The organism is Qipengyuania sp. SS22 (assembly GCF_025736935.1).
Taxonomy (GTDB): Bacteria; Pseudomonadota; Alphaproteobacteria; order Sphingomonadales; family Sphingomonadaceae; genus Qipengyuania.
This window is the reverse complement of sequence record NZ_CP107048.1, coordinates 747830-766004: the sequence shown is the minus strand read 5'-3', so window position 1 is coordinate 766004 and position 18175 is coordinate 747830. Positions and strand designations below refer to the sequence as shown.

Here is an 18175-nt window from a genome sequence, read left to right as displayed (position 1 = left end):
ATGTCGCCAGCTATCTTGCTCCTCCTGGCCCTCGGGCTCGGGCTCGCCGGATGGCTGGCGGCCCGTGCCCGCGCGTGGGCGTTCCGGCGCGACAGTGCGGATGGACGCTTGCCCAGCCTGCCGATCTATCACGCGTGGTATGTCGCGCTGTGGGTCATCCTGCCCATGGTTGCATTCATCGCGCTGTGGAGCGCAATCGCTCCGGGTCTCGTAACCCAGCAGGTGCTGGCCAGCCCGGCGGCGGCCGAACTGCCCGTCTTCGGGTTCCAGCGCCAGACCATGCTCAACGAAGCGCGTGCGGTCGCAAGCGGGGCTGCCTCGGCAGTGTTCAATCCGCAGGCTTCCGGCCTCGTCGAACCCTATCGCGAAGCGCTGTTCTACTACAACACGATCGGCATCGTCGTGGCGCTGCTGATCGCCTTCGTTGCCGGCACGTACGCCTTCCTCCGGCTGCGGCCCGATTTCGCGGCGCGCAGCAAGGTCGAACGCATCGTCATGGCGATCCTGCTGGGCGCCTCGCTGGTTGCGATCCTGACGACCATCGGCATCCTCGCCAGCCTCGTGTTCGAGACGGTGCGTTTCTTCGGCATGGTCTCCCCCATCGATTTCCTCTTCGGCACGCATTGGGGCCCCGACCCGATGGCCAATCCGGACAATCCGGATGGCAGCCGTTACGGCGCGGTCCCGCTGTTCTGGGGCACGCTGTTCATCGGCGCGATCATCGCCATGATCGTCGCCATTCCGCTGGGGCTGATGAGCGCGATCTACCTCACGCAATATGCCAACCCGTCGCTGCGCCGCTGGGTAAAGCCGGCGCTGGAGATCCTCGCGGGTGTGCCGACGGTGGTCTATGGCTATTTCGCGGCGCTAACGATTGCCCCCGCGATCCGCGACCTCGCAATGAGCCTGGGGGTATCGAACCCCTCAAGCGAAAGCGCGCTGGCCGCGGGCCTCGTCATGGGCGTGATGATCATTCCCTTCGTGTCCTCGATGGCCGACGATTCAATCGCCGCCGTGCCCGGCGCGATGCGCGATGGCAGCCTCGCCATGGGCGCGACCCGATCCGAAACCATCAAGCGGGTGATGATTCCCGCCGCGCTGCCCGGTATCGTTGCCGGGGTCATGCTGGCGATCAGCCGCGCCATCGGCGAAACGATGATCGTGGTAATGGCGGCATCGACCGCCGCCAACCTGTCCGCCAATCCGCTTGAATCGATGACTACGGTGACCGTCCAGATCGTCGCCATGCTGACCGGCGAAGGCAGTTTCGACCATCCGGCCACACTCAGCGCTTTCGCCCTCGGCTTCGTCCTGTTCATGGTGACGCTGGGTCTGAACTTCGTCGCCCTGCGCGTCGTCAAAAGGTATCGCGAAGCTTATGAGTGAGCGCATCGCCCCCACGCGCACGCCCGCATTCGAAGCGCGGCTGAAAAAACGCTACGCCTCCGAGAAGCGCTTCCGCGCGCTCGGCCTCGGAGCGATCGTGTTCTCGATTGCAGTGCTGGTCTTCCTGCTTGGCACCATGACCTTCAACGGTATCGGCGGCTTCCAGCGGGTCGAGATGGAAGTTCCGATCGACTTCACCCAGGCCGGCATCGCCGCCAATCCCGACACGATGGCGCAGTCGGGGGCGCTGGCTTCGCTCGAGGCGCAGGGTTTGCGCGATGTCGTGCAATATTTCGCCGCGGAGCAACTGGGCGAGGACGCTGCGAGCGAGCTTGGCGCGCAGGCATGGCGCGATGTTGCCGCGGCCGTGATTGCCGACCCCGCGCTGCTCCAGCGCAGCGAAAGCTTCTGGCTGCCCGCCTCGGCCGATCTCGCATCGGGTTATGAAGGCGAAGGCTCTCAAGAGATGCAGGCGCTTGCCGCCGGTCTCTATGAAGACGGGCGACTGGCGAAGAATTTCGATCCGGGTTTCCTTGGCCGGTCGGATGCCACCAATCCACAGCAGGCGGGCATCTGGGGCGCGCTCAAGGGCTCGCTGCTGACGATGGTCGTCACCCTGCTGCTCGCTTTCCCCATCGGTGTGCTCGCGGCGCTGTATCTCGAAGAATACGCCCCCAAGAACCGCTGGACCGACCTGATCGAACTGTCGATCAACAATCTTGCGGCGGTTCCGTCGATCATTTTCGGCCTGCTTGGGCTCGCGGTGTTCCTGACCCTGTTCCCCAATCTGCGCTCCGCCCCGTTGATCGGCGGTATGACGCTCGCGCTGATGACCATGCCCGTCATCGTTATCGCAGGGCGCAATGCGATCAAGGCGGTCCCGCCGAGCATTCGCGATGGCGCGCTCGCCATCGGCGCATCGCCCGTACAGGTCGTGTTCCACCACGTCCTGCCGCTCGCCCTGCCCGGCATCCTGACCGGGACGATTATCGGCATGGCGCGCGCGCTGGGCGAAACCGCGCCGCTGCTGATGATCGGCATGCGCGCCTTCGTCGCCACTCCGCCCGATGGGTTTACGTCGCCCGCCACCGTGCTGCCGATGCAGATCTTCCTGTGGTCGGACGAAATCGACCGCGGCTTCGTGGAACGCACCAGCGCGGCGATCATCGTGCTATTGCTGTTCCTGCTCGTGATGAACGGGCTCGCCATTTACCTGCGTAACAAATTCGAGAAAACCTGGTGACCGTAGTCCACGACAACCTCGAGAAGACCGAAGCCAAGATGAGCGCCGACGCCGTCTCCGTATTCTACGGCGACAAAAAGGCGATCGACGAAGTCTCGATCGACATCCCGACCGAATATGTGACCGCCTTCATCGGTCCGTCCGGGTGTGGCAAATCCACCTTCCTGCGCACGCTCAACCGTATGAACGACACCATTCCTTCGGCGCGTGTCGAAGGGTGCATCGAGCTCGACGGCGAAGACATCTATTCCTCGGGCATGGATGTCGTCCAGTTGCGCGCCCGCGTCGGGATGGTGTTCCAGAAACCCAACCCCTTCCCCAAGTCGATCTATGACAACATCGCTTACGGCCCGAAGATCCACGGTCTTGCCGAGGGCAAGGACGAATTGGACGCGATCGTCGAGAAATCGCTCAAGCGCGCCGGGCTGTGGGAAGAGGTCAAGGACCGGTTGCTGGATAGCGGCACCGCGCTGTCGGGCGGCCAGCAGCAACGCCTGTGCATCGCGCGCGCCATCGCGGTCGACCCTGAGGTCATCCTGATGGACGAACCCTGCTCCGCACTCGATCCGATCGCCACCGCGAAGATCGAGGAACTGATTGCCGAGCTCAACGGTCGTTACGCCATCGTAATCGTCACGCACTCCATGCAGCAGGCTGCCCGGGTCAGCCAACGTACCGCCTTTTTCCATCTCGGGAAAATGGTAGAGTATGGCCGCACTTCAGACATTTTCACCAACCCGCATGAGCAGCGGACCCAGGATTACATCACGGGGCGTTACGGATAAAACCATGAATCCGATGCAAGAACATACCGTTAAGGCCTTCGACGAGGACATTACCCGTCTGCGCGGGCTGATCGCCGAAATGGGCGGGCTGGCAGAAGCCGCGATCGCCCAGTCGCTCGAGGCGCTCGTCAAGGGCGACGACGAATTGGCCGACAAGGTCGTCAAGGGCGACAAGAAGATCGACGCGCTCGAGAGCGAGATCGACAAGCTCTCCGTGCGCATCATCGCCTTGCGCGCGCCAATGGCCGACGATCTGCGCGAAGTGATCGCCGCACTCAAGATCGCCGGCGTGGTCGAGCGGATCGGCGACTATTCGAAGAACATCGCCAAGGCGAGCAAGGAAATCGGCGGCAATCGCAAGCAGTTCGAACCGCTGACGCTGCTCCCCGCCATGGCCGAAGTGGCCGCCGAAATGGTCCACGATGTGCTGACTGCCTATGCCGCGCGCGATGCCGAACTGGCGCGCGAAGTGATCGCCGCCGACGAGAAGGTCGATGCCTTCTACAATTCGATCTTCCGCAACCTCGTCAGCCACATGGTCGAGAACCCCTCGACCATTTCGAGCGCGGCGCAAATGCTGTTCGTGGCGCGCAATCTCGAACGTATCGGCGACCACGCAACCAATGTGGCCGAAATGGTTCACTTTGCGGCTACCGGAAACTATCCTCTCGACGAGGACGGTTGACACAAAACCGTAGTGCGAAGGTCATAAAGCGGTGTCCGAGATTGAGTTTTCCCGGAAAGGCAAGAATTTGCACGCCGCCAAACTGCTCCTGGTAGAGGACGATCCCGCCCTCTCAGAACTGCTTGAGTACCGTTTCTCCAACGAGGGCTATCAGGTCCGCACGACCGCCGATGGCGATGAAGCGCTACTGCTCGCCACCGAAGATGTCCCCGATCTCGTCATTCTCGACTGGATGATCGAGGGGACCAGCGGGATCGAGGTCTGTCGCCGCTTGCGCCGCGACAAGGAAACCGCTCACGTTCCGATCATAATGCTGACCGCGCGCGAGGCGGAAGACGACCGTGTGCGCGGCCTCGATACGGGCGCCGACGATTACCTCACCAAGCCCTTCTCCCCGCGCGAATTGCTCGCGCGCGTGGCCGCGGTCATGCGCCGGATTCGTCCTGCACTAGCGGGCGAGAGCATCGAGGTGGGCGACATCATGCTCGACCCGGTGGCGCATAAGGTGACGCGCCGCGGTCGCACTCTGCAACTTGGTCCCACCGAATACCGCCTGCTCAAATTCTTCATGGAGAGCCCGGGCCGCGTGTTCAGCCGCGGGCAGTTGCTCGACGGGGTCTGGGGCACGGAGAGCGAGATCGAGCTGCGCACGGTCGATGTCCATATCCGTCGCCTGCGCAAGGCGATCGAGATCGAAGGGGCCAAGGACCCCGTGCGCACGGTGCGCAGCGCGGGCTATTCGCTCGAAGCCTGACCTAGCGGCAGACCCCGCGCCAGCGCGGGCTCATGTCGAGATGGAAATGGTCCGCATGCGCGGCATTGTAATCGGGAGACAGCACTGTCGCGAAACCGTCGCAGGCGCCATCGCGAACTGCGCGCAGGAACCGCGCCTTGTCGCCCTCGCCTGCCCAGTCCCGCAGCACGCTGATCCGCGTCCCATCGACGAGGACGAAGCCCGCGATATCGATGGCGTTGGCAGTCGCGTGCTCGCTCCACGCCCCCGAATCGCGGCCGTAGAGACGGCGGCAGGAATAGGCGCCAAGATGCTCTATCCGCGCGATTCCCGAACCAAATATGTCCTGCGCAGCGGGCTCGAGGACGTCACGCTCCCATAACAGCAGCGCGATCGACGCAGGACAGGTGACCGGCGGCGTATTGGGACTGAGCGGATAGTCGGTGAGCCGCGTACGGTCTTCGCGCCGACACGCGCCTTCGCCTGCGGGTTCAAGCACGTCATGCGCAATGGCGCTGCGTTCGAGAACCGCACGGCATGCGGACGCATCCTCTCGCAGCGCGAGCAGCTTGCTCTCGGTCGCCCAGCCCACCGGATCGCGCAGGTCGAGCGGCGCCCAGGGATCGTGCTCGGGATGTTCGGCGAGCCAGACCCGCCCGCTCAGCAGTAGTCCCACCGCGATCAGCAGCAGCGCCACGCGGCGGTCGCCGGCAAAGCGTCCGATCTTTCGTGAAATCATCCGTGTCACAAATTCGTCCCCAGCAGTTCGGCCAGCACGATGGCCGCTATCAGGAGGAAAACCGTTCCAATGCCGCGATCGATCCAGCGGCGCGTCGCAGCGCGTGCCATCAGGAGGGCGAGCCGTTGCCCGGCGCCGATGTAGAGTGCCCCGACCGGCAGGTCGATCACGAGGGCGAGAATGGCGAGAAGGATGATCTGCGGCCCGATCGGCGATGCGGCATCGACGAAGGGCGGGATAATCGCGAGCATGTAGATCAGCGACTTTGGATTGCCGATGGCGATGAGGATGCCGTCGCGAAAGGCGTGACGCGAGGGTGGCCGGGCAGTCGGCGCCGGTCCCTCCCCCGCGTGGAAGGAGTGCCGGATCGCCGTAATGCCGAGCCAGGCGAGATAGGCAATTCCCGCAAAGGCCAGTGCCCGGAAGGCAAGCGGATAGGCTGCCGCCAGCGTGCCGAGCCCGAACGCGACCAGCACCCACCACATCAGATAGCCGATCTGCATGCCCAGCAGCGCCGCCCAACCCGACCGCGCACCGCGCCAGACCGCCTGTCCCATGACGAACAGCATCGATTGCCCTGGCACCAGGCTGGTGGTCGCGGTCACCAGCGCGAAGGCGGCGAGCTTTTCGGCATCAATCATGCAGCGCGCCTAGTGGAAGTCGCGGCTTGGGGGAATGATCCGCGCATTGCGGGGATGCCCGCCCGAATTCGGCCCGAACCATCCGCATTCGCGATTGCCCGGCGGGGGTTCCTCCCATGGTTCGACGGGTTGGTAGGGATCGTCCCCGCCTTCTTTGAGATTGTCGCGCGGGTTGAACTTGGCAGGCAGCGGCGTGGTGACATGATCGGCACGGGCGACCGGGGCATTGAGCATGTCGTCGGAAAGCCGGTAGAGCTGGTGCGTTGCATCTTCCATGTGATGCGCGATCACATGGATCACCTCGTCGTCATATTCGACGCGGCCGCGCACCTCCATCAGGCGGCTGCCCATCACCACGCGGCGTTGTTTTTCCTTGAGATCGGGCCAGACGACCAGATTAACGACCCCGGTCTCGTCCTCCAGCGTGATGAAGCATACGCCCTTGGCGCTGCCCGGTCGCTGGCGGATCAGCACCACGCCCGCGACATGGACCATGCTGCGGAACTTGCGGTTACGCAGGTCGCTGGCGCGTACGAAACCGCGCTCGGCGAGGCTGGCGCGCAGGAATGCCATCGGATGCGCCTTCAGGCTGAGCCGCGTGGTCTGGTAATCGGCCACCACTTCCTCGCTCAGCGGCATTGCGGGAAGCTGCGTACGCACGGCCTCGGCCCCCTCCTCGCGCGCCGCAGCAGCGGCAAACAGCGGCAGGTCCGGCCCGCCGACGATGCTGCGCGCATCCCACAACGCCTGCCTGCGCGAAAGCTGCATCGAACCGAAGCAGTCCCCGCTTGCCAATCGCTCGATATGGGCCGGGCCGATCCGCGCGCGGTCCTTGAGCGCGGCGACATCGGCATAGTGGCCACCCTCCTCGCGCTCGGCAATCAGCCGCGCCGCCACGGCTTCGGGCAAGCCATCCACCTGCCGCAGGCCGAGGCGGAGCGCGATGGTCTTGTCCTGCCTGCCCCGCCCCCGTTCTCGGTCGGTCGCGGGTGCCTCGCCGCCAATGTCTTCCAGCGTGCAGTCCCATTGCGACAGATTGACGTCGGCAGGCAGCACGGTGACGCCATGCTCGCGCGCGTCGCGTACAATCTGCGCGGGAGCATAGAAGCCCATTGGCTGAGAATTGAGCAGCGCGCAGCCAAAGGCGGCGGGGAAGTGGCATTTGAGCCAGCTCGAGACATAGACGAGATGCGCGAAGCTGGCCGCATGGCTTTCGGGAAAGCCGTATTCGCCAAAGCCGCGGATCTGGTTGAAGCAGCGCTGCGCGAAGTCGCGATCATAGCCGCGCTCGACCATGCGCTCGACCATCATGTCCTGCAATTCATCGACCATCCCGCGGCTGCGGAAGGTCGCCATCGCCTTGCGCAGCCGGTTGGCTTCCTTGGAGGAAAACTGCGCCGCATCGAGCGCGATCTTCATCGCCTGTTCCTGGAAGATCGGCACCCCCAGCGTGCGTTCGAGGATGCTCGACAATTCGTCAGGCGGGCCATGTTCGGGCGCCGGCGCGGGGATGATCACCTGTTCCGCCCCGCGGCGGCGCTTGAGATAGGGGTGGACCATGTCGCCCTGGATCGGCCCCGGGCGCACGATGGCAACCTGGATGACCAGATCATAGAATTCGCGCGGGCGCAGCCGCGGCAGCATGTTCATCTGCGCGCGGCTTTCGACCTGGAACACGCCGAGCGAATCCCCCTTGCGCAGCATGGCGTAGGTTTCCGGATCCTCGCGCGGAATGCTGGCGAGGTTCAGCGGGCGGTTGTGATGGTCGTCGAGCAGGTCGAGGCATTTGCGGATGCAAGTCAGCATGCCCAGCGCGAGGACATCGACCTTGAGGATGCCGAGCGCCTCGATATCGTCCTTGTCCCATTCGATGAAACTGCGTTCGGGCATCGCGCCATTGCCGATCGGCACGGTTTCGGTCAGCGCACTTTCAGTGAGGATGAACCCGCCGACATGCTGCGACAAATGGCGCGGCATACCAATCATTTGCTCGGTCAGCTTGAGAACCCGGCGCAAGTGCGGATCGCGCACATCCATGCCCGTTTCGGCAGCATGTTTCTCGCTGATCTCGCGGCCCCATCCACCCCATACGGTCTTGGCGAGCGCGGCGGTGACATCCTCGGTCAGGCCCATCGCCTTGCCCACCTCGCGGATCGCCATGCGCGGGCGATAGTGGATCACCGTAGCGCACAGGCCCGCGCGGTGGCGGCCGTATTTGCGATAGATATACTGGATCACCTCCTCGCGCCGCTCATGCTCGAAATCGACGTCGATATCGGGCGGCTCCTTGCGCTCTTCGGAAATGAAGCGGTCGAACAACAGCGCGTGCTTGGCCGGATCGACGCTGGTGATGCCGAGACAATAGCAGACCGCCGAATTGGCCGCGCTGCCGCGCCCCTGGCACAAGATCGGCGGATCGACCCCGCGCGCATAATCGACGATATCCTTGATGGTGAGAAAGTAGCGCGCGAGGTCGAGCTTGCCGATCAGCGCCAGCTCACGCTCCAGCGTCTGGCGCACGCTATCGGGGACACCGCTGGGATAACGCCAGCTGGCCCCTTTCCACGTCTCGCCAACGAGGAATTGCTGCGGCGCCTGCCCGTCGGGGTAAATCTCCTCGGGATATTCATACGCCAGCTCGTCGAGGCTGAAAGTGCAGGCATCGGCCACTTCGCGCGTTGCGGCGATGGCATGCGGCCAGCGTTCGAACAGCTTGCACATGGTGGCGGGCGGCTTGAGGTAACGTTCGCCATTGCCATGCAGCAGGTGGCCCGCCGCAGCGACGGTGGTCTTGTGCCGGATCGCAGTCATCACATCCTGCAGCGGGCGCTTGTCGGGCGTCGCGTAATGCACGTCATTGGTGGCGAGGATGGAGAGACCGTGCGCCTTCGCCAGCGCATCGAGCCGCTCGATCCGCGCGATATCGCTGTCGGTATAGAGGAAGCTGGCAGCGAGATGGCGAAGCGTGGGAAGCTGGCCCGCGAGATGGGGGAGGATGTCCGCCAGCGTTCCCGCCACCGCCACGCTTTCCCCGTCACCCCGGGCTTCCGGATGACGGAAGGGGAGAACATTGTTTTCGACCGCGATCGTGAACTCGGCGTCGAGATCGCGCGGCGGAAGCAGGATCAGCTGCACATCCTCGGCATGCTCGGCCAGCATCGCGAGGCTGATGTCGCACGCCCCCTTGGCCTGCCATTCGCCGTCGAGCGTCTGCATTCGCCCCGCCGAAACCAAGCGGCACAACCGCCCATAGGCGCCGCGATTGCGGGGATAGGCAAGGAAGGTGAGACCTTCGACCGATTCTATCCTGCAGCCGATAAGCGGCTTCAACTTAAGCGTTTTTGCCTCGATATGGATACGCACCACACCCGCCATCGTATTGGCATCGGCAATCCCGAGCGCATCATACCCCAGCGCGCGCGCCTGCAGCACCAGATCGACCGCATCCGACGCGCCGCGCAGGAAACTGAAGCAGGAGACAAGACCGAGCTCGACAAAGGGAGAGCGCGGCGGCGCCTCGATGCTCGCCGGATCAAGCTCGATCGTTCGCTTGGGAATCTGGAGATCGTTTTCGGGCATGGCCGGCGAGCCTCGGGCTGCCGTCATTCCTGCGAAGGCAGGGATCCATCCACCCTCGCCACTTGGCGAAAGCTTGGCTGGACCCCCGCCTTCGCGGGGGTGACGAGGGAAATTGCGTGTTTCATGGGGCCGTAAGCTGCGCCAACCGTGTGCGCACCGCGGCAAGGTCGGCATCGAACAGGCGCGCCTGTTCCTCTCGCGCCGGCCCATCGAGCCGCAGCAGGTAGGAAGGATGCGCGGTGACCCACAGCTCGCTGCCATCCTCGAGCATGATCGGGCTGCCCCGCACCTTCGTGATGCTGACCGTCTTGCCCAGCATCCCACGCGCCGCGCTGGCACCCATGGCCAGCACCAGCTTGGGCTGCACGATCGCGCGCTCGCTCTCGATCCACCAGCGGCAGGTGTCGATCTCTTTCGCGCCGGGGTTCTGGTGCAACCGCCGCTTGCCGCGCTGGACATATTTGAAGTGCTTCACCGTATTGGTGACATAGGCGCGCTTGCGCTCGATCCCGGCCTTCTCGAGATGCACGTCGAGCAATTGCCCGGCGGGACCGACGAAAGGACGGCCCGCCAGATCCTCCTGGTCGCCCGGCTGTTCGCCGACGATCATGAGCGCAGCATCGTCCGGCCCTTCGCCCATCACCGCATGGTTGTCGAGTTGGCCGATCGGGCATTTGCGGCAGGCATGGATCGCCTTGTCGATCGCCGCCAGCGTATCGGGCCGGTCCTCCAGCCCGTCCGCGAACAGCGACTTGCCCTTGTCGACCATCTGCGCCTCGCGGTTCTGCGCGCCCGCCACCAGCTCGGGGATGAGCGCGGCCTCTGGCATGTTTTTCCAGTATTTCTTGGGCATTTCCTTGAGCATCGCGCCGATCTTCAGCCGCGCGGGATTAAAGATCGAGGCGTAATAGCTGCGCCACAGATCCTCCGTCGGATCGCCCTGCGGCGCATCGGACCGCTCGGCGGGCGGGCCTTCGGACATGGTCGTCCCGTCCCAGTGGAGCGAGCCGCGCGGAGTCAGGATAGACCAGCGCATATTCGCAAAGCGCCGCATGAAGAAACCCGCATTGGCGCGCAGGATATGGTGATCGGGTTCGAACCAGGCGACGTAATGCTCGCCCGCTTCCTCGTCCTCGTTCTCGTCCTCCACCAGGCGGAAACGGACGAAGGCGTGCATCTTGTGGCTGTCGCGGCGGACGTTCTTGGCCAGTTCCTCCACCCGGCGGACATCGGGATCGGCCTTGTCCTCCATGATCCGCCCGTTCGCCTGCAACCGCCACAGCAGCCGATAGAGCAGCGCGAACCGTTCGGGGTCGGAATGGAGGATGGCATTGCGCGCCAGCGTCACGAAACGCTTGCTCGCGCGCACCGGAGCGGCATCGCCGGACGGAACCGGCATGCGCCGGTCACCCCCGGGAAACGAAGCGGCGGCGAACAGATCGCCATTGCCGCCCGGCTCGACCCAGGCGATGCGGTCGGGCGGGACATCGCACTGCACCAGTGTACGCGCCCGCTCGCGCCAGAACTCGAAATCGTCCGGTTCGGGCAAATGGACCACATGATAGGTACCAAGCTTGACGTGCTGGAGCGCGGTCATGCGGTGAACAGCTCGAGCTGCTCGGTCTTGGGCGCCAGCAGGCTGCGCAGGTCGGCGCGATCAGTCAGCATGATGGGGCGCCAGTCGACGGTGCAGATAAAGGGCCGCACCTTGCTGACCGACAGCGTCAGCCGCGCCACATCGTCGAGCCGCAGATTGCGATGGCGGCGACTGGCGAGAATCTTGCCCACCGCCTTCACGCCAAGCCCGGGTACACGCAGCAATTGTTCCTTGGTGGCGCGGTTGACGTCGACCGGGAACTGCTCGCGGAACTTCAATGCCCAGGCGAGCTTGGGATCGATATCGAGCGGCAGGTTCCCGTCCGCCTCGGTCGCCTGCATCACCTCGGCCGGCTTGTAGCCGTAGAACCGCATCAGCCAGTCGGACTGGTAGAGCCGGTGCTCGCGGATCAGCGGCGGGCGCTTCAGCGGCAACACCGCACTGGCATCGGGGATTGGCGAGAAGGCGCTGTAATAAACGCGGCGCAGGCGGAAATTGTCATACAGCCGGCTGGCCTTGCCGACGATGTCAGCATCGGTCGCGGCATCGGCGCCGACGATCATCTGCGTCGACTGACCCGCGGGAGCGAACCGGGGCGCATGCTTGAAGCGCTTTCTGGCGTCTTTCAGTTCGCTTATGTCGCTCTTGACCTTGCCCATCGCGCCTTCGATCTGCCGCGCATCCTTGTCGGGGGCGAGCCGGGTGAGGCCGCTGTCGGTCGGCAGTTCGACATTGATCGATACACGGTCCGCATAGAGCCCCGCCTGGTGGACGATCTCGGCATCTGCCTCGGGAATGGTCTTGAGATGGATATACCCGCAAAAATCGTGTTTTTCCCGCAGGATACGGGCGACTTCTACCAGCTGTTCCATCGTGTGGTTCGAGTTCTTCACGATGCCCGAGGACAGGAACAGCCCCTCGATATAATTGCGCCGGTAGAAGGACAGCGTGAGATCGACCACTTCCTGCGGTGTGAACCGTGCGCGTGCCACATTCGAGCTCTTCCGGTTGACGCAGTAATGGCAGTCGAACACGCAGTGATTGGTCAGCAGGATCTTGAGCAGCGAGATACAGCGGCCATCGGGTGCATAGGCGTGACAGATGCCCATCCCCTCGGTCGAACCGATTCCCTTGCCGCCCATGCTGGTGCGTTTGGCCGTGCCCGAGGATGCGCAGGAGGCATCGTATTTCGCCGCATCGGCGAGGATTTCCAGCTTCTGGAGGATCGATTGCATGGCCATATGTTCATTATATGTTCCATACACCATCCTGCAATGTCGAATGATGTATCGCCGCAGATTCAGGCGCATAATCCCTGCAGGTACCAGTCGGGCGGCCCCCCGCGCCCGTCACCGATAATCCCCATGCGGTAGATCCAGTAGCGGCGCCCCTGCCCATCCTCGATGCGGTAGTAGTCGCGCAGCCGCGCAGCCCCGCGTTCACGCCACCATTCGGGCGCGATGCGTTCGGGCCCCTCGACCCGCGCGACCTCGTGCACCTGCCCGCGCCAGCGGAAGCGCTGCGGATAGCCGTCGGGCGTGGCGTAGAGCACCGCGATCTTTTCGGGGTTGTCGAGCAGTTTGAGCGGCCGCGTGTGAAAGGCGAGCTGCCCCTGCGCGGCGGCTTCGGGTTCGAGCGGCGGCTGCCAGCGCTGGGCACGCTCGGGGATATGGCTGGCAAAAGGCACCGGACGGCTGACGGCCTTGGCTCCGAGTCTTACGGTCAGCCGGTCGATACAGGCGGCAAGGCTGGTACCCTGGGTTTCCGCCGCACTTTCGATATCGCCCTGTTCGAGCGCGAGCGGTTCGGCCCAGCTGGCGCGCAGGCGCAGCATCTCGATCCCGAAACCCGCGTCCACATCGTCGAGGCGGGCGGCAAACAGCCGCACGATATGCGCCGGATCGCGGGTGGCGGCAGCCATTTCCAGACGGCGGACGACCACTTCGCCATCGACTCGCCACAGACCGAGCTCCAGACGCCGGGCACCCTGCCCCTGCCCCTCCAACACGCGCGCCATGTCCTGCGCCAGATCCTGCACCACCTGGTCGAGCAACTGGCGATGGCGGATCGGTTCGAGCAAGCGGCGCTGGACCAGCGGCACCTGTTGCGGAACCACGGGCAGCAGCGGTTCGGGGACGCGGCCGAGGAGCTGGTCGAGCCGAACCAGCGGATTGGCGGCAGGCGACTTGCGGTTGCGGAAACGTCGCTGGATCGCATCGCGTCCCAAAGTCGCGATCTCGCCTAGCCGCTTGAGCCCCAGCCGGCGCAACACGGTCACCACATCCTGGTCGAGCCGCAGGGCAGCCACGGGCAGATCGGACAAAGCGCGTTCGATCGCTTCGTCTCCCTCGACGATAGCGCCGTCACGGCCATGATGCGCCAGCGCCCAGGCGGCCCCGGCAGTTGGCGCAATCGCCGTGCGAACCGTCAGCTGCCGCTGGGCAAAGGCCTGCTGCACATCGGCGAGCAACAGGCTTTCCCCGCCGAAGAGATGCGCCACCGCAGTCACATCGACCAGCAGCCCGTCGGGCGGGTCGAGCGCTGACCATGGCCCCCAGCGCTGCGCCCAGATCGCCAAGGTCTCGAGAAAGGCGAGATCGCCCGCCGGATCGCTCGGCGCGGTGGCGATTTCAGGGCACAGCGTGCGCGCATCGGCGAGCATCATTTCCGCTCGCGCCCCAGCCTCGGCAGCGGCGCGATTGACCGCTTCGATCCGTGGTCCATGCGCGGTATCGGCGACCAGCACCAGTGGCCGGGCGGCGAACGCCTCAGCCTGCTCGCCCGTCACCATCCGCCAGCGATCCATCGCCAGCGCAGGGAGCCAGATCGACAGGATGCGGCGGGTGCAGGAGCCACCCTTCTGCGGCGTACTCACGCCCTGAGCAGCGGATGCCGCTGGCGCAATCCCGCCGTCCAATTGCCAAGCATTGCGTCATCTGCACTGCGGGCCGTGCTCGCGGTAAGATCGCCCTGCTCTTCGGCCAACAACCATTCGCCCGGTGCATGCGCGCGGGCGCGGAACAGTTCGGCCTGCCAGCGCGGCGGGCCGGGAGCCTGCGCATTCCAGTGCGGCGCGGCGGAAGGAGCAGAGGTGACCTCCCACCGCATCCTTGCCGAGGACAGGTCGCGCGCCGCATCGATCCGGACGAGGAACAGCGGTACGCCATGCTTTTCCCCCGCCAGCGTCAGGCGGCGCGAGGCCGTAAAGTCGAGCGCCTTGGGATTGCCCGCGATCTCGCCCACCACGAAGGCGAGGTCGCGGCAGCGCAGCCCCTCCTCAAGTGCGAAGAGCGCGTCCTCGCATTTTTCGGCGAGCACATGGATCACCCGTCCCTGCAACATTTCTGGCAGTCCGGCGCGATAGGGCCGCCCTGCACGCCGCGCCGCTTCGCGCGTCTGAACCCACAGCACGCTGCGCCGGTCCTGCGCCTCGCAGCCATCGCCGCGCGGCAAAGTGCGCCAGTCGTCGAGCGCCAGCGCCAGCGCGGCACCCGCCCCTGCCCCCTCGCGCGAGGAAGCAAACACTTCATTGTGTAGTGCCAGCCCCCGGCTTGCCGCCAGGCCCAGACGCCAGCGCGCACTGCGCCGCGCGGATAGCGCGGCGACGTCTTCGAAGGCCATGAGCGGCAGGGAGGCAAGATCGGGCTGGGACATAGGGGAACGACTCGTGTGTTCCTACTATGTTCCATATCGGATCGATTCGCAATTCGGCGCAGCGGGTTCTCCCGTCGTCGCAGAACGGGACCGAACCGCCGCCTCATCCATTGGTCAGGCAACACCCTTTGAAGGAGACACCATGAAACACGCCGCAGGAAACCCCGACGAACTCAAGACCAAATTCTGGAAGGCATTGGCCGACTCGCCCTTCCTGTTCCTTCAGCTCGACGGACAAAGCGCGACCGCGGTGCCGATGAGCCCGCAGCTCGATAAGGATGCCAACAGCTCGATCTGGTTCTTCACCCATACCAAGAGCGATTTCGTCAAGCTCGGTCGCGCCACCGCAACCTTCGAAAGCAAGGGCCACGAACTGTTCGCCCGCTTCGACGGTACGCTGACGCGCGAAACCAGCCAGGAACGCTTCGACCAGTTCTGGAACAATTTCGTCGAGGCCTGGTACGATGGCGGCAAGAACGATCCCGACATCGCCTTCCTGCGCATGGACCTCGGCGATGCCGAAATCTGGAATGGCGACCTCGGCCTGCTCAACACCGCCAAGATGGCGCTCGGCATGACCGTGCATGAAGAAGCCGAGAAACAGCATGCGGACAAGGTCGACATCTAGGCCGACCCCAACCCCCAAGCGAATACCAAGGGCCGTTCCTCACCGGAGCGGCCCTTGTCGTATCAATTGCCGAGCACGCTCGGGAACAAGCCGGTCACCAGGATAACCGCAACCGCAATCGGACACAGCCAGGCGATCAGGAAGCGCCACAGTCCGAAGGCCCAGGGCGACAGGCCGGTGGTGGTGCGCAGCAGCGTTTCGTCCGCTTTCCACCCGATGAAGATCGAGGTCAGCAGCGCGCCGACGGGCAGCATGACCTTGCCGGTGAACCCGTCGACCGTGTCCAGGATATCGGTTTCCGCGAACAGGCTCCAGAAACCCAGCGGCCGGACATCGGACCAGACATTGTAGCCGAGCAGGCAGGCAATCCCGATCAGGAACGACCCCGCACCGAAGATCAGCGCGGATTTGGGCCGGCTCCAGCCGCGCTCGCCAATTCCGTAGGCGGTCGGCACTTCGAGCAGCGAGATCGAGCTGGTGACCGCCGCAACCAGGATCAGCACGAAGAACAGGAAGCCGAACAGCGCCCCGCCCGGCATGGTCTGGAATGCGAAGGGCAGCGTCTGGAACACCAGCGTCGGCCCGGCCGCCGGATCGAGCCCGACCGCAAAGACGATCGGGAAGATCATCAGGCCGGCAAGCAAAGCGACACAGGTATCCGCCACTGCAATCACTGCGGCGGTGGGGCCGAGCCCGCTGCCTTCCTTGATGTAGGAGCCATAGGTGATCAGCCCCGCCACCCCGAGCGACAGCGAAAACAGCGCTTGGCCCAGTGCCGAGTTGATCACCTGCGGGGTGAGCTTCGACCAGTCGGGGGTAAACAGGAACGCCGCCGCATCGCCGATATCGCCTTCGATCGCGCCATAGACGACGAGGCCGAACAGCAGCACGAAGAACACCGGCATGAGATAGGTCGCGGCCTTCTCGATCCCCGAGCTGACTCCGCGCGCGACGATGAAGAGCGTTAGTCCCATGAAGAGCAAGTGCATGCCGAGCAGCAGACCCGGGCTGGCGAACATATCGCCCAGCCGTTGCTGGATCTGCTCCCGGCTTTCGCCTGCCAGCGCGCCGCGGAACGGGTCGCCCGCCATGATCGCCTGTCCGAGATCGGCCCCCATCACGCCTGCGTAATAGAGCACCCAGCCAGCGACGACCGAATAGAACGCTACGATGAGGAAAGCCGCCAGCGCCCCGATCGCACCGACGATCGACCACCCCGGCGCGGCATGCGATTGCGTTGCCACGCGGCGGATCGAACCGACCGCATCGGTCTGCCCCACGCGGCCGATGAAGATTTCCGACAGCACCAGCGGCAGGCCGAGCAGGAATACGCAGGCGATATAGACGATCACGAAGGCCCCGCCCCCGCTCTCACCCGCCAGCGTCGGGAAACGCCAGATATTGCCAAGCCCCACGGCGGCCCCGACCGCCGCGAGGATAAACGCCTTGCGCGAGGACCAGCCCTCGCCCGTCGAAGTCGTGGTAGCGACCATGTTCAGATTGTTCCTCTCCAACCGCGGCGATCCCTGCACGCGCGTCACAAGCGCGTCCTTAAACACGCAATCCTGCGGGATGCCAAGCTTCGCTTTGCCATCGTCCACGCGCTTGCTAGTGAGGCGCTCATGTCGACGACTTTCCAGCTTGATACGAGCACCAGCCGCGCCAACCCCACACCGCAGCCGATGAAACGGCTGACCGTGCCCAAAATCCGCGCGCACAAGACCGCGGGCGAGACGCGCGAACCGCTGGTGATGCTGACCGCCTATACTGCGCGGCAGGCGCAGTTGCTCGACGCGCATTGCGACATCCTGCTAGTGGGAGATTCGCTGGCGCAGGTAATTTATGGTCTGCCCACGACGATTCCCGTAACGCTCGACATGATGGCCAACCATGCCGCCGCCGTGGTGCGCGGCAGCTACCACTCGGTGGTCGTGGTCGATATGCCCTTCGGCTCCTACGAACAATCGCCGCAGCAGGCGTTCGAGAGCGCGACCTTCCTGCTCAAGCAATCGGGCGCCGCCGCGGTGAAGCTCGAAGGCGGTGAGCCGATGGCCGAGACGGTATCCTTCCTCAACCAGCGCGGCATCCCCGTGATGGGCCATGTCGGGTTGACCCCGCAGGCGGTCAATGTGCTGGGCGGCTATGCCGCGCGCGGACGCAGCGATGCCGAAGCGGAGAAGATCGTCGGCGATGCCAAGGCATTGGACGAGGCCGGGGCCTTCGCCATCGTACTCGAAGGCGTGCTCGAACCGATCGCGATCGAAGCGACGCAGGCGGTCGCCTGCCCGACCATCGGGATCGGCGCTTCGGCGCAATGCGACGGACAGGTGCTGGTGACCGAGGACATGCTCGGCATGTTCGATCGCGTCCCGCGCTTCGTGAAGAAATATGCCGATATCGCCGGGGTCATCGAACAGACCGTGGTGCAATATGCCGAGGAAGTGCGCGCGCGCAGCTTCCCCACCGAAGACCAGACCTACCAGCCCAAGCGCTGAACCCAGGACC

General features: G+C 64.6%; 15 protein-coding genes. 7 read left to right on the top strand and 8 right to left on the bottom strand.

Going from position 1 to position 18175, the window contains the following annotated elements:
* From pstC to phoB, 5 genes are all read left to right on the top strand, one after another.
* A complete protein-coding gene (gene pstC / locus N6L26_RS03715; RefSeq protein WP_263606701.1) occupies window positions 1–1386 on the top strand; it encodes a phosphate ABC transporter permease subunit PstC in 1386 nt (461 codons plus the stop codon).
* Window positions 1379–2629: a phosphate ABC transporter permease PstA gene (pstA, locus tag N6L26_RS03710; protein WP_263606700.1), complete on the top strand. Its 1251-nt coding sequence runs from the start codon at window positions 1379–1381 to the stop codon at window positions 2627–2629. Before pstC ends, pstA begins: the two co-directional genes overlap by 8 nt.
* 38 nt (window positions 2630–2667) lie before the next feature.
* Window positions 2668–3414: a phosphate ABC transporter ATP-binding protein PstB gene (gene pstB, locus N6L26_RS03705; RefSeq protein WP_263607245.1), complete on the top strand. Its 747-nt coding sequence runs from the start codon at window positions 2668–2670 to the stop codon at window positions 3412–3414.
* Window positions 3415–3427: 13 nt separating this feature from the next.
* Complete coding sequence (gene phoU / locus N6L26_RS03700; RefSeq protein ID WP_253516140.1) at window positions 3428–4099, top strand: phosphate signaling complex protein PhoU; 672 nt, start codon at window positions 3428–3430, stop codon at window positions 4097–4099.
* A gap of 67 nt (window positions 4100–4166) precedes the next feature.
* Window positions 4167–4853 carry a phosphate regulon transcriptional regulator PhoB gene (phoB, locus tag N6L26_RS03695; protein ID WP_263606699.1) on the top strand — a complete coding sequence of 229 codons (687 nt, stop codon included), beginning with the start codon at window positions 4167–4169 and terminating at the stop codon, window positions 4851–4853.
* 1 nt (window position 4854) lies between these two features.
* Here the strand turns inward: phoB and N6L26_RS03690 are convergent, their stop codons facing one another.
* The 7 genes from N6L26_RS03690 to N6L26_RS03660 all read right to left on the bottom strand — a co-directional run bounded on the left by N6L26_RS03690 (window position 4855) and on the right by N6L26_RS03660 (window position 15042).
* Entirely contained in the window at window positions 4855–5571 is a 717-nt protein-coding gene (locus N6L26_RS03690; protein WP_263606698.1) for an extensin family protein, read from the bottom strand.
* Window positions 5572–5576: 5 nt separating this feature from the next.
* The gene (locus N6L26_RS03685) at window positions 5577–6212 is read right to left on the bottom strand and encodes a LysE family translocator (RefSeq protein ID WP_263606697.1); all 636 of its coding nucleotides are present in this window, start codon (window positions 6210–6212) and stop codon (window positions 5577–5579) included.
* A 9-nt stretch (window positions 6213–6221) separates the two neighbouring features.
* Window positions 6222–9791, bottom strand: a complete 3570-nt coding sequence (locus tag N6L26_RS03680) for an error-prone DNA polymerase (RefSeq protein ID WP_263606696.1) — start codon at window positions 9789–9791, stop codon at window positions 6222–6224.
* A 121-nt stretch (window positions 9792–9912) separates the two neighbouring features.
* Complete coding sequence (locus N6L26_RS03675; protein ID WP_263606695.1) at window positions 9913–11388, bottom strand: UdgX family uracil-DNA binding protein; 1476 nt, start codon at window positions 11386–11388, stop codon at window positions 9913–9915.
* The gene (locus N6L26_RS03670; protein ID WP_263606694.1) at window positions 11385–12629 is read right to left on the bottom strand and encodes a putative DNA modification/repair radical SAM protein; all 1245 of its coding nucleotides are present in this window, start codon (window positions 12627–12629) and stop codon (window positions 11385–11387) included. The genes N6L26_RS03675 and N6L26_RS03670 overlap by 4 nt, the downstream gene beginning before the upstream one ends.
* Window positions 12630–12688: 59 nt before the next feature.
* A complete protein-coding gene (locus N6L26_RS03665; protein ID WP_263607244.1) occupies window positions 12689–14194 on the bottom strand; it encodes a DNA polymerase Y family protein in 1506 nt (501 codons plus the stop codon).
* 65 nt (window positions 14195–14259) lie between these two features.
* The gene (locus tag N6L26_RS03660; protein WP_263606693.1) at window positions 14260–15042 is read right to left on the bottom strand and encodes a hypothetical protein; all 783 of its coding nucleotides are present in this window, start codon (window positions 15040–15042) and stop codon (window positions 14260–14262) included.
* Window positions 15043–15184: 142 nt separating this feature from the next.
* On the opposite strand from N6L26_RS03660, the gene N6L26_RS03655 reads away from it, so the two are divergent.
* Window positions 15185–15670 (top strand): pyridoxamine 5'-phosphate oxidase family protein, encoded by a 486-nt coding sequence (locus N6L26_RS03655; protein ID WP_263606692.1) that lies wholly within the window; start codon window positions 15185–15187, stop codon window positions 15668–15670.
* Between the two features lie 62 nt (window positions 15671–15732).
* On the opposite strand, the gene N6L26_RS03650 is transcribed toward N6L26_RS03655, so the two are convergent.
* Complete coding sequence (locus N6L26_RS03650) at window positions 15733–17163, bottom strand: sodium-dependent transporter (RefSeq protein WP_263606691.1); 1431 nt, start codon at window positions 17161–17163, stop codon at window positions 15733–15735.
* Window positions 17164–17292: 129 nt separating this feature from the next.
* Between N6L26_RS03650 and panB the strand changes: the two genes are divergently transcribed.
* A complete protein-coding gene (panB, locus tag N6L26_RS03645; protein WP_263606690.1) occupies window positions 17293–18165 on the top strand; it encodes a 3-methyl-2-oxobutanoate hydroxymethyltransferase in 873 nt (290 codons plus the stop codon).
* The last annotated feature ends 10 nt before the right edge of the window (window positions 18166–18175 follow it).

Bases quoted from the DNA above. Each gene is read 5' to 3' on its own strand.
- N6L26_RS03685 (WP_263606697.1), bottom strand. From the start codon at position 6,212: ATGATTGATGCCGAAAAGCTCGCCGCCTTCGCGCTGGTGACCGCGACC.
- N6L26_RS03665 (WP_263607244.1), bottom strand. From the start codon at position 14,194: ATGGATCGCTGGCGGATGGTGACGGGCGAGCAGGCTGAGGCGTTCGCC.
- N6L26_RS03670 (WP_263606694.1), bottom strand. From the start codon at position 12,629: ATGGCCATGCAATCGATCCTCCAGAAGCTGGAAATCCTCGCCGATGCG.
- N6L26_RS03675 (WP_263606695.1), bottom strand. From the start codon at position 11,388: ATGACCGCGCTCCAGCACGTCAAGCTTGGTACCTATCATGTGGTCCAT.
- N6L26_RS03655 (WP_263606692.1), top strand. From the start codon at position 15,185: ATGAAACACGCCGCAGGAAACCCCGACGAACTCAAGACCAAATTCTGG.
- pstB (WP_263607245.1), top strand. From the start codon at position 2,668: ATGAGCGCCGACGCCGTCTCCGTATTCTACGGCGACAAAAAGGCGATC.
- pstC (WP_263606701.1), top strand. From the start codon at position 1: ATGTCGCCAGCTATCTTGCTCCTCCTGGCCCTCGGGCTCGGGCTCGCC.
- pstA (WP_263606700.1), top strand. From the start codon at position 1,379: ATGAGTGAGCGCATCGCCCCCACGCGCACGCCCGCATTCGAAGCGCGG.
- N6L26_RS03680 (WP_263606696.1), bottom strand. From the start codon at position 9,791: ATGCCCGAAAACGATCTCCAGATTCCCAAGCGAACGATCGAGCTTGAT.
- N6L26_RS03660 (WP_263606693.1), bottom strand. From the start codon at position 15,042: ATGTCCCAGCCCGATCTTGCCTCCCTGCCGCTCATGGCCTTCGAAGAC.
- phoU (WP_253516140.1), top strand. From the start codon at position 3,428: ATGCAAGAACATACCGTTAAGGCCTTCGACGAGGACATTACCCGTCTG.
- N6L26_RS03650 (WP_263606691.1), bottom strand. From the start codon at position 17,163: ATGGTCGCTACCACGACTTCGACGGGCGAGGGCTGGTCCTCGCGCAAG.
- panB (WP_263606690.1), top strand. From the start codon at position 17,293: ATGTCGACGACTTTCCAGCTTGATACGAGCACCAGCCGCGCCAACCCC.
- N6L26_RS03690 (WP_263606698.1), bottom strand. From the start codon at position 5,571: ATGATTTCACGAAAGATCGGACGCTTTGCCGGCGACCGCCGCGTGGCG.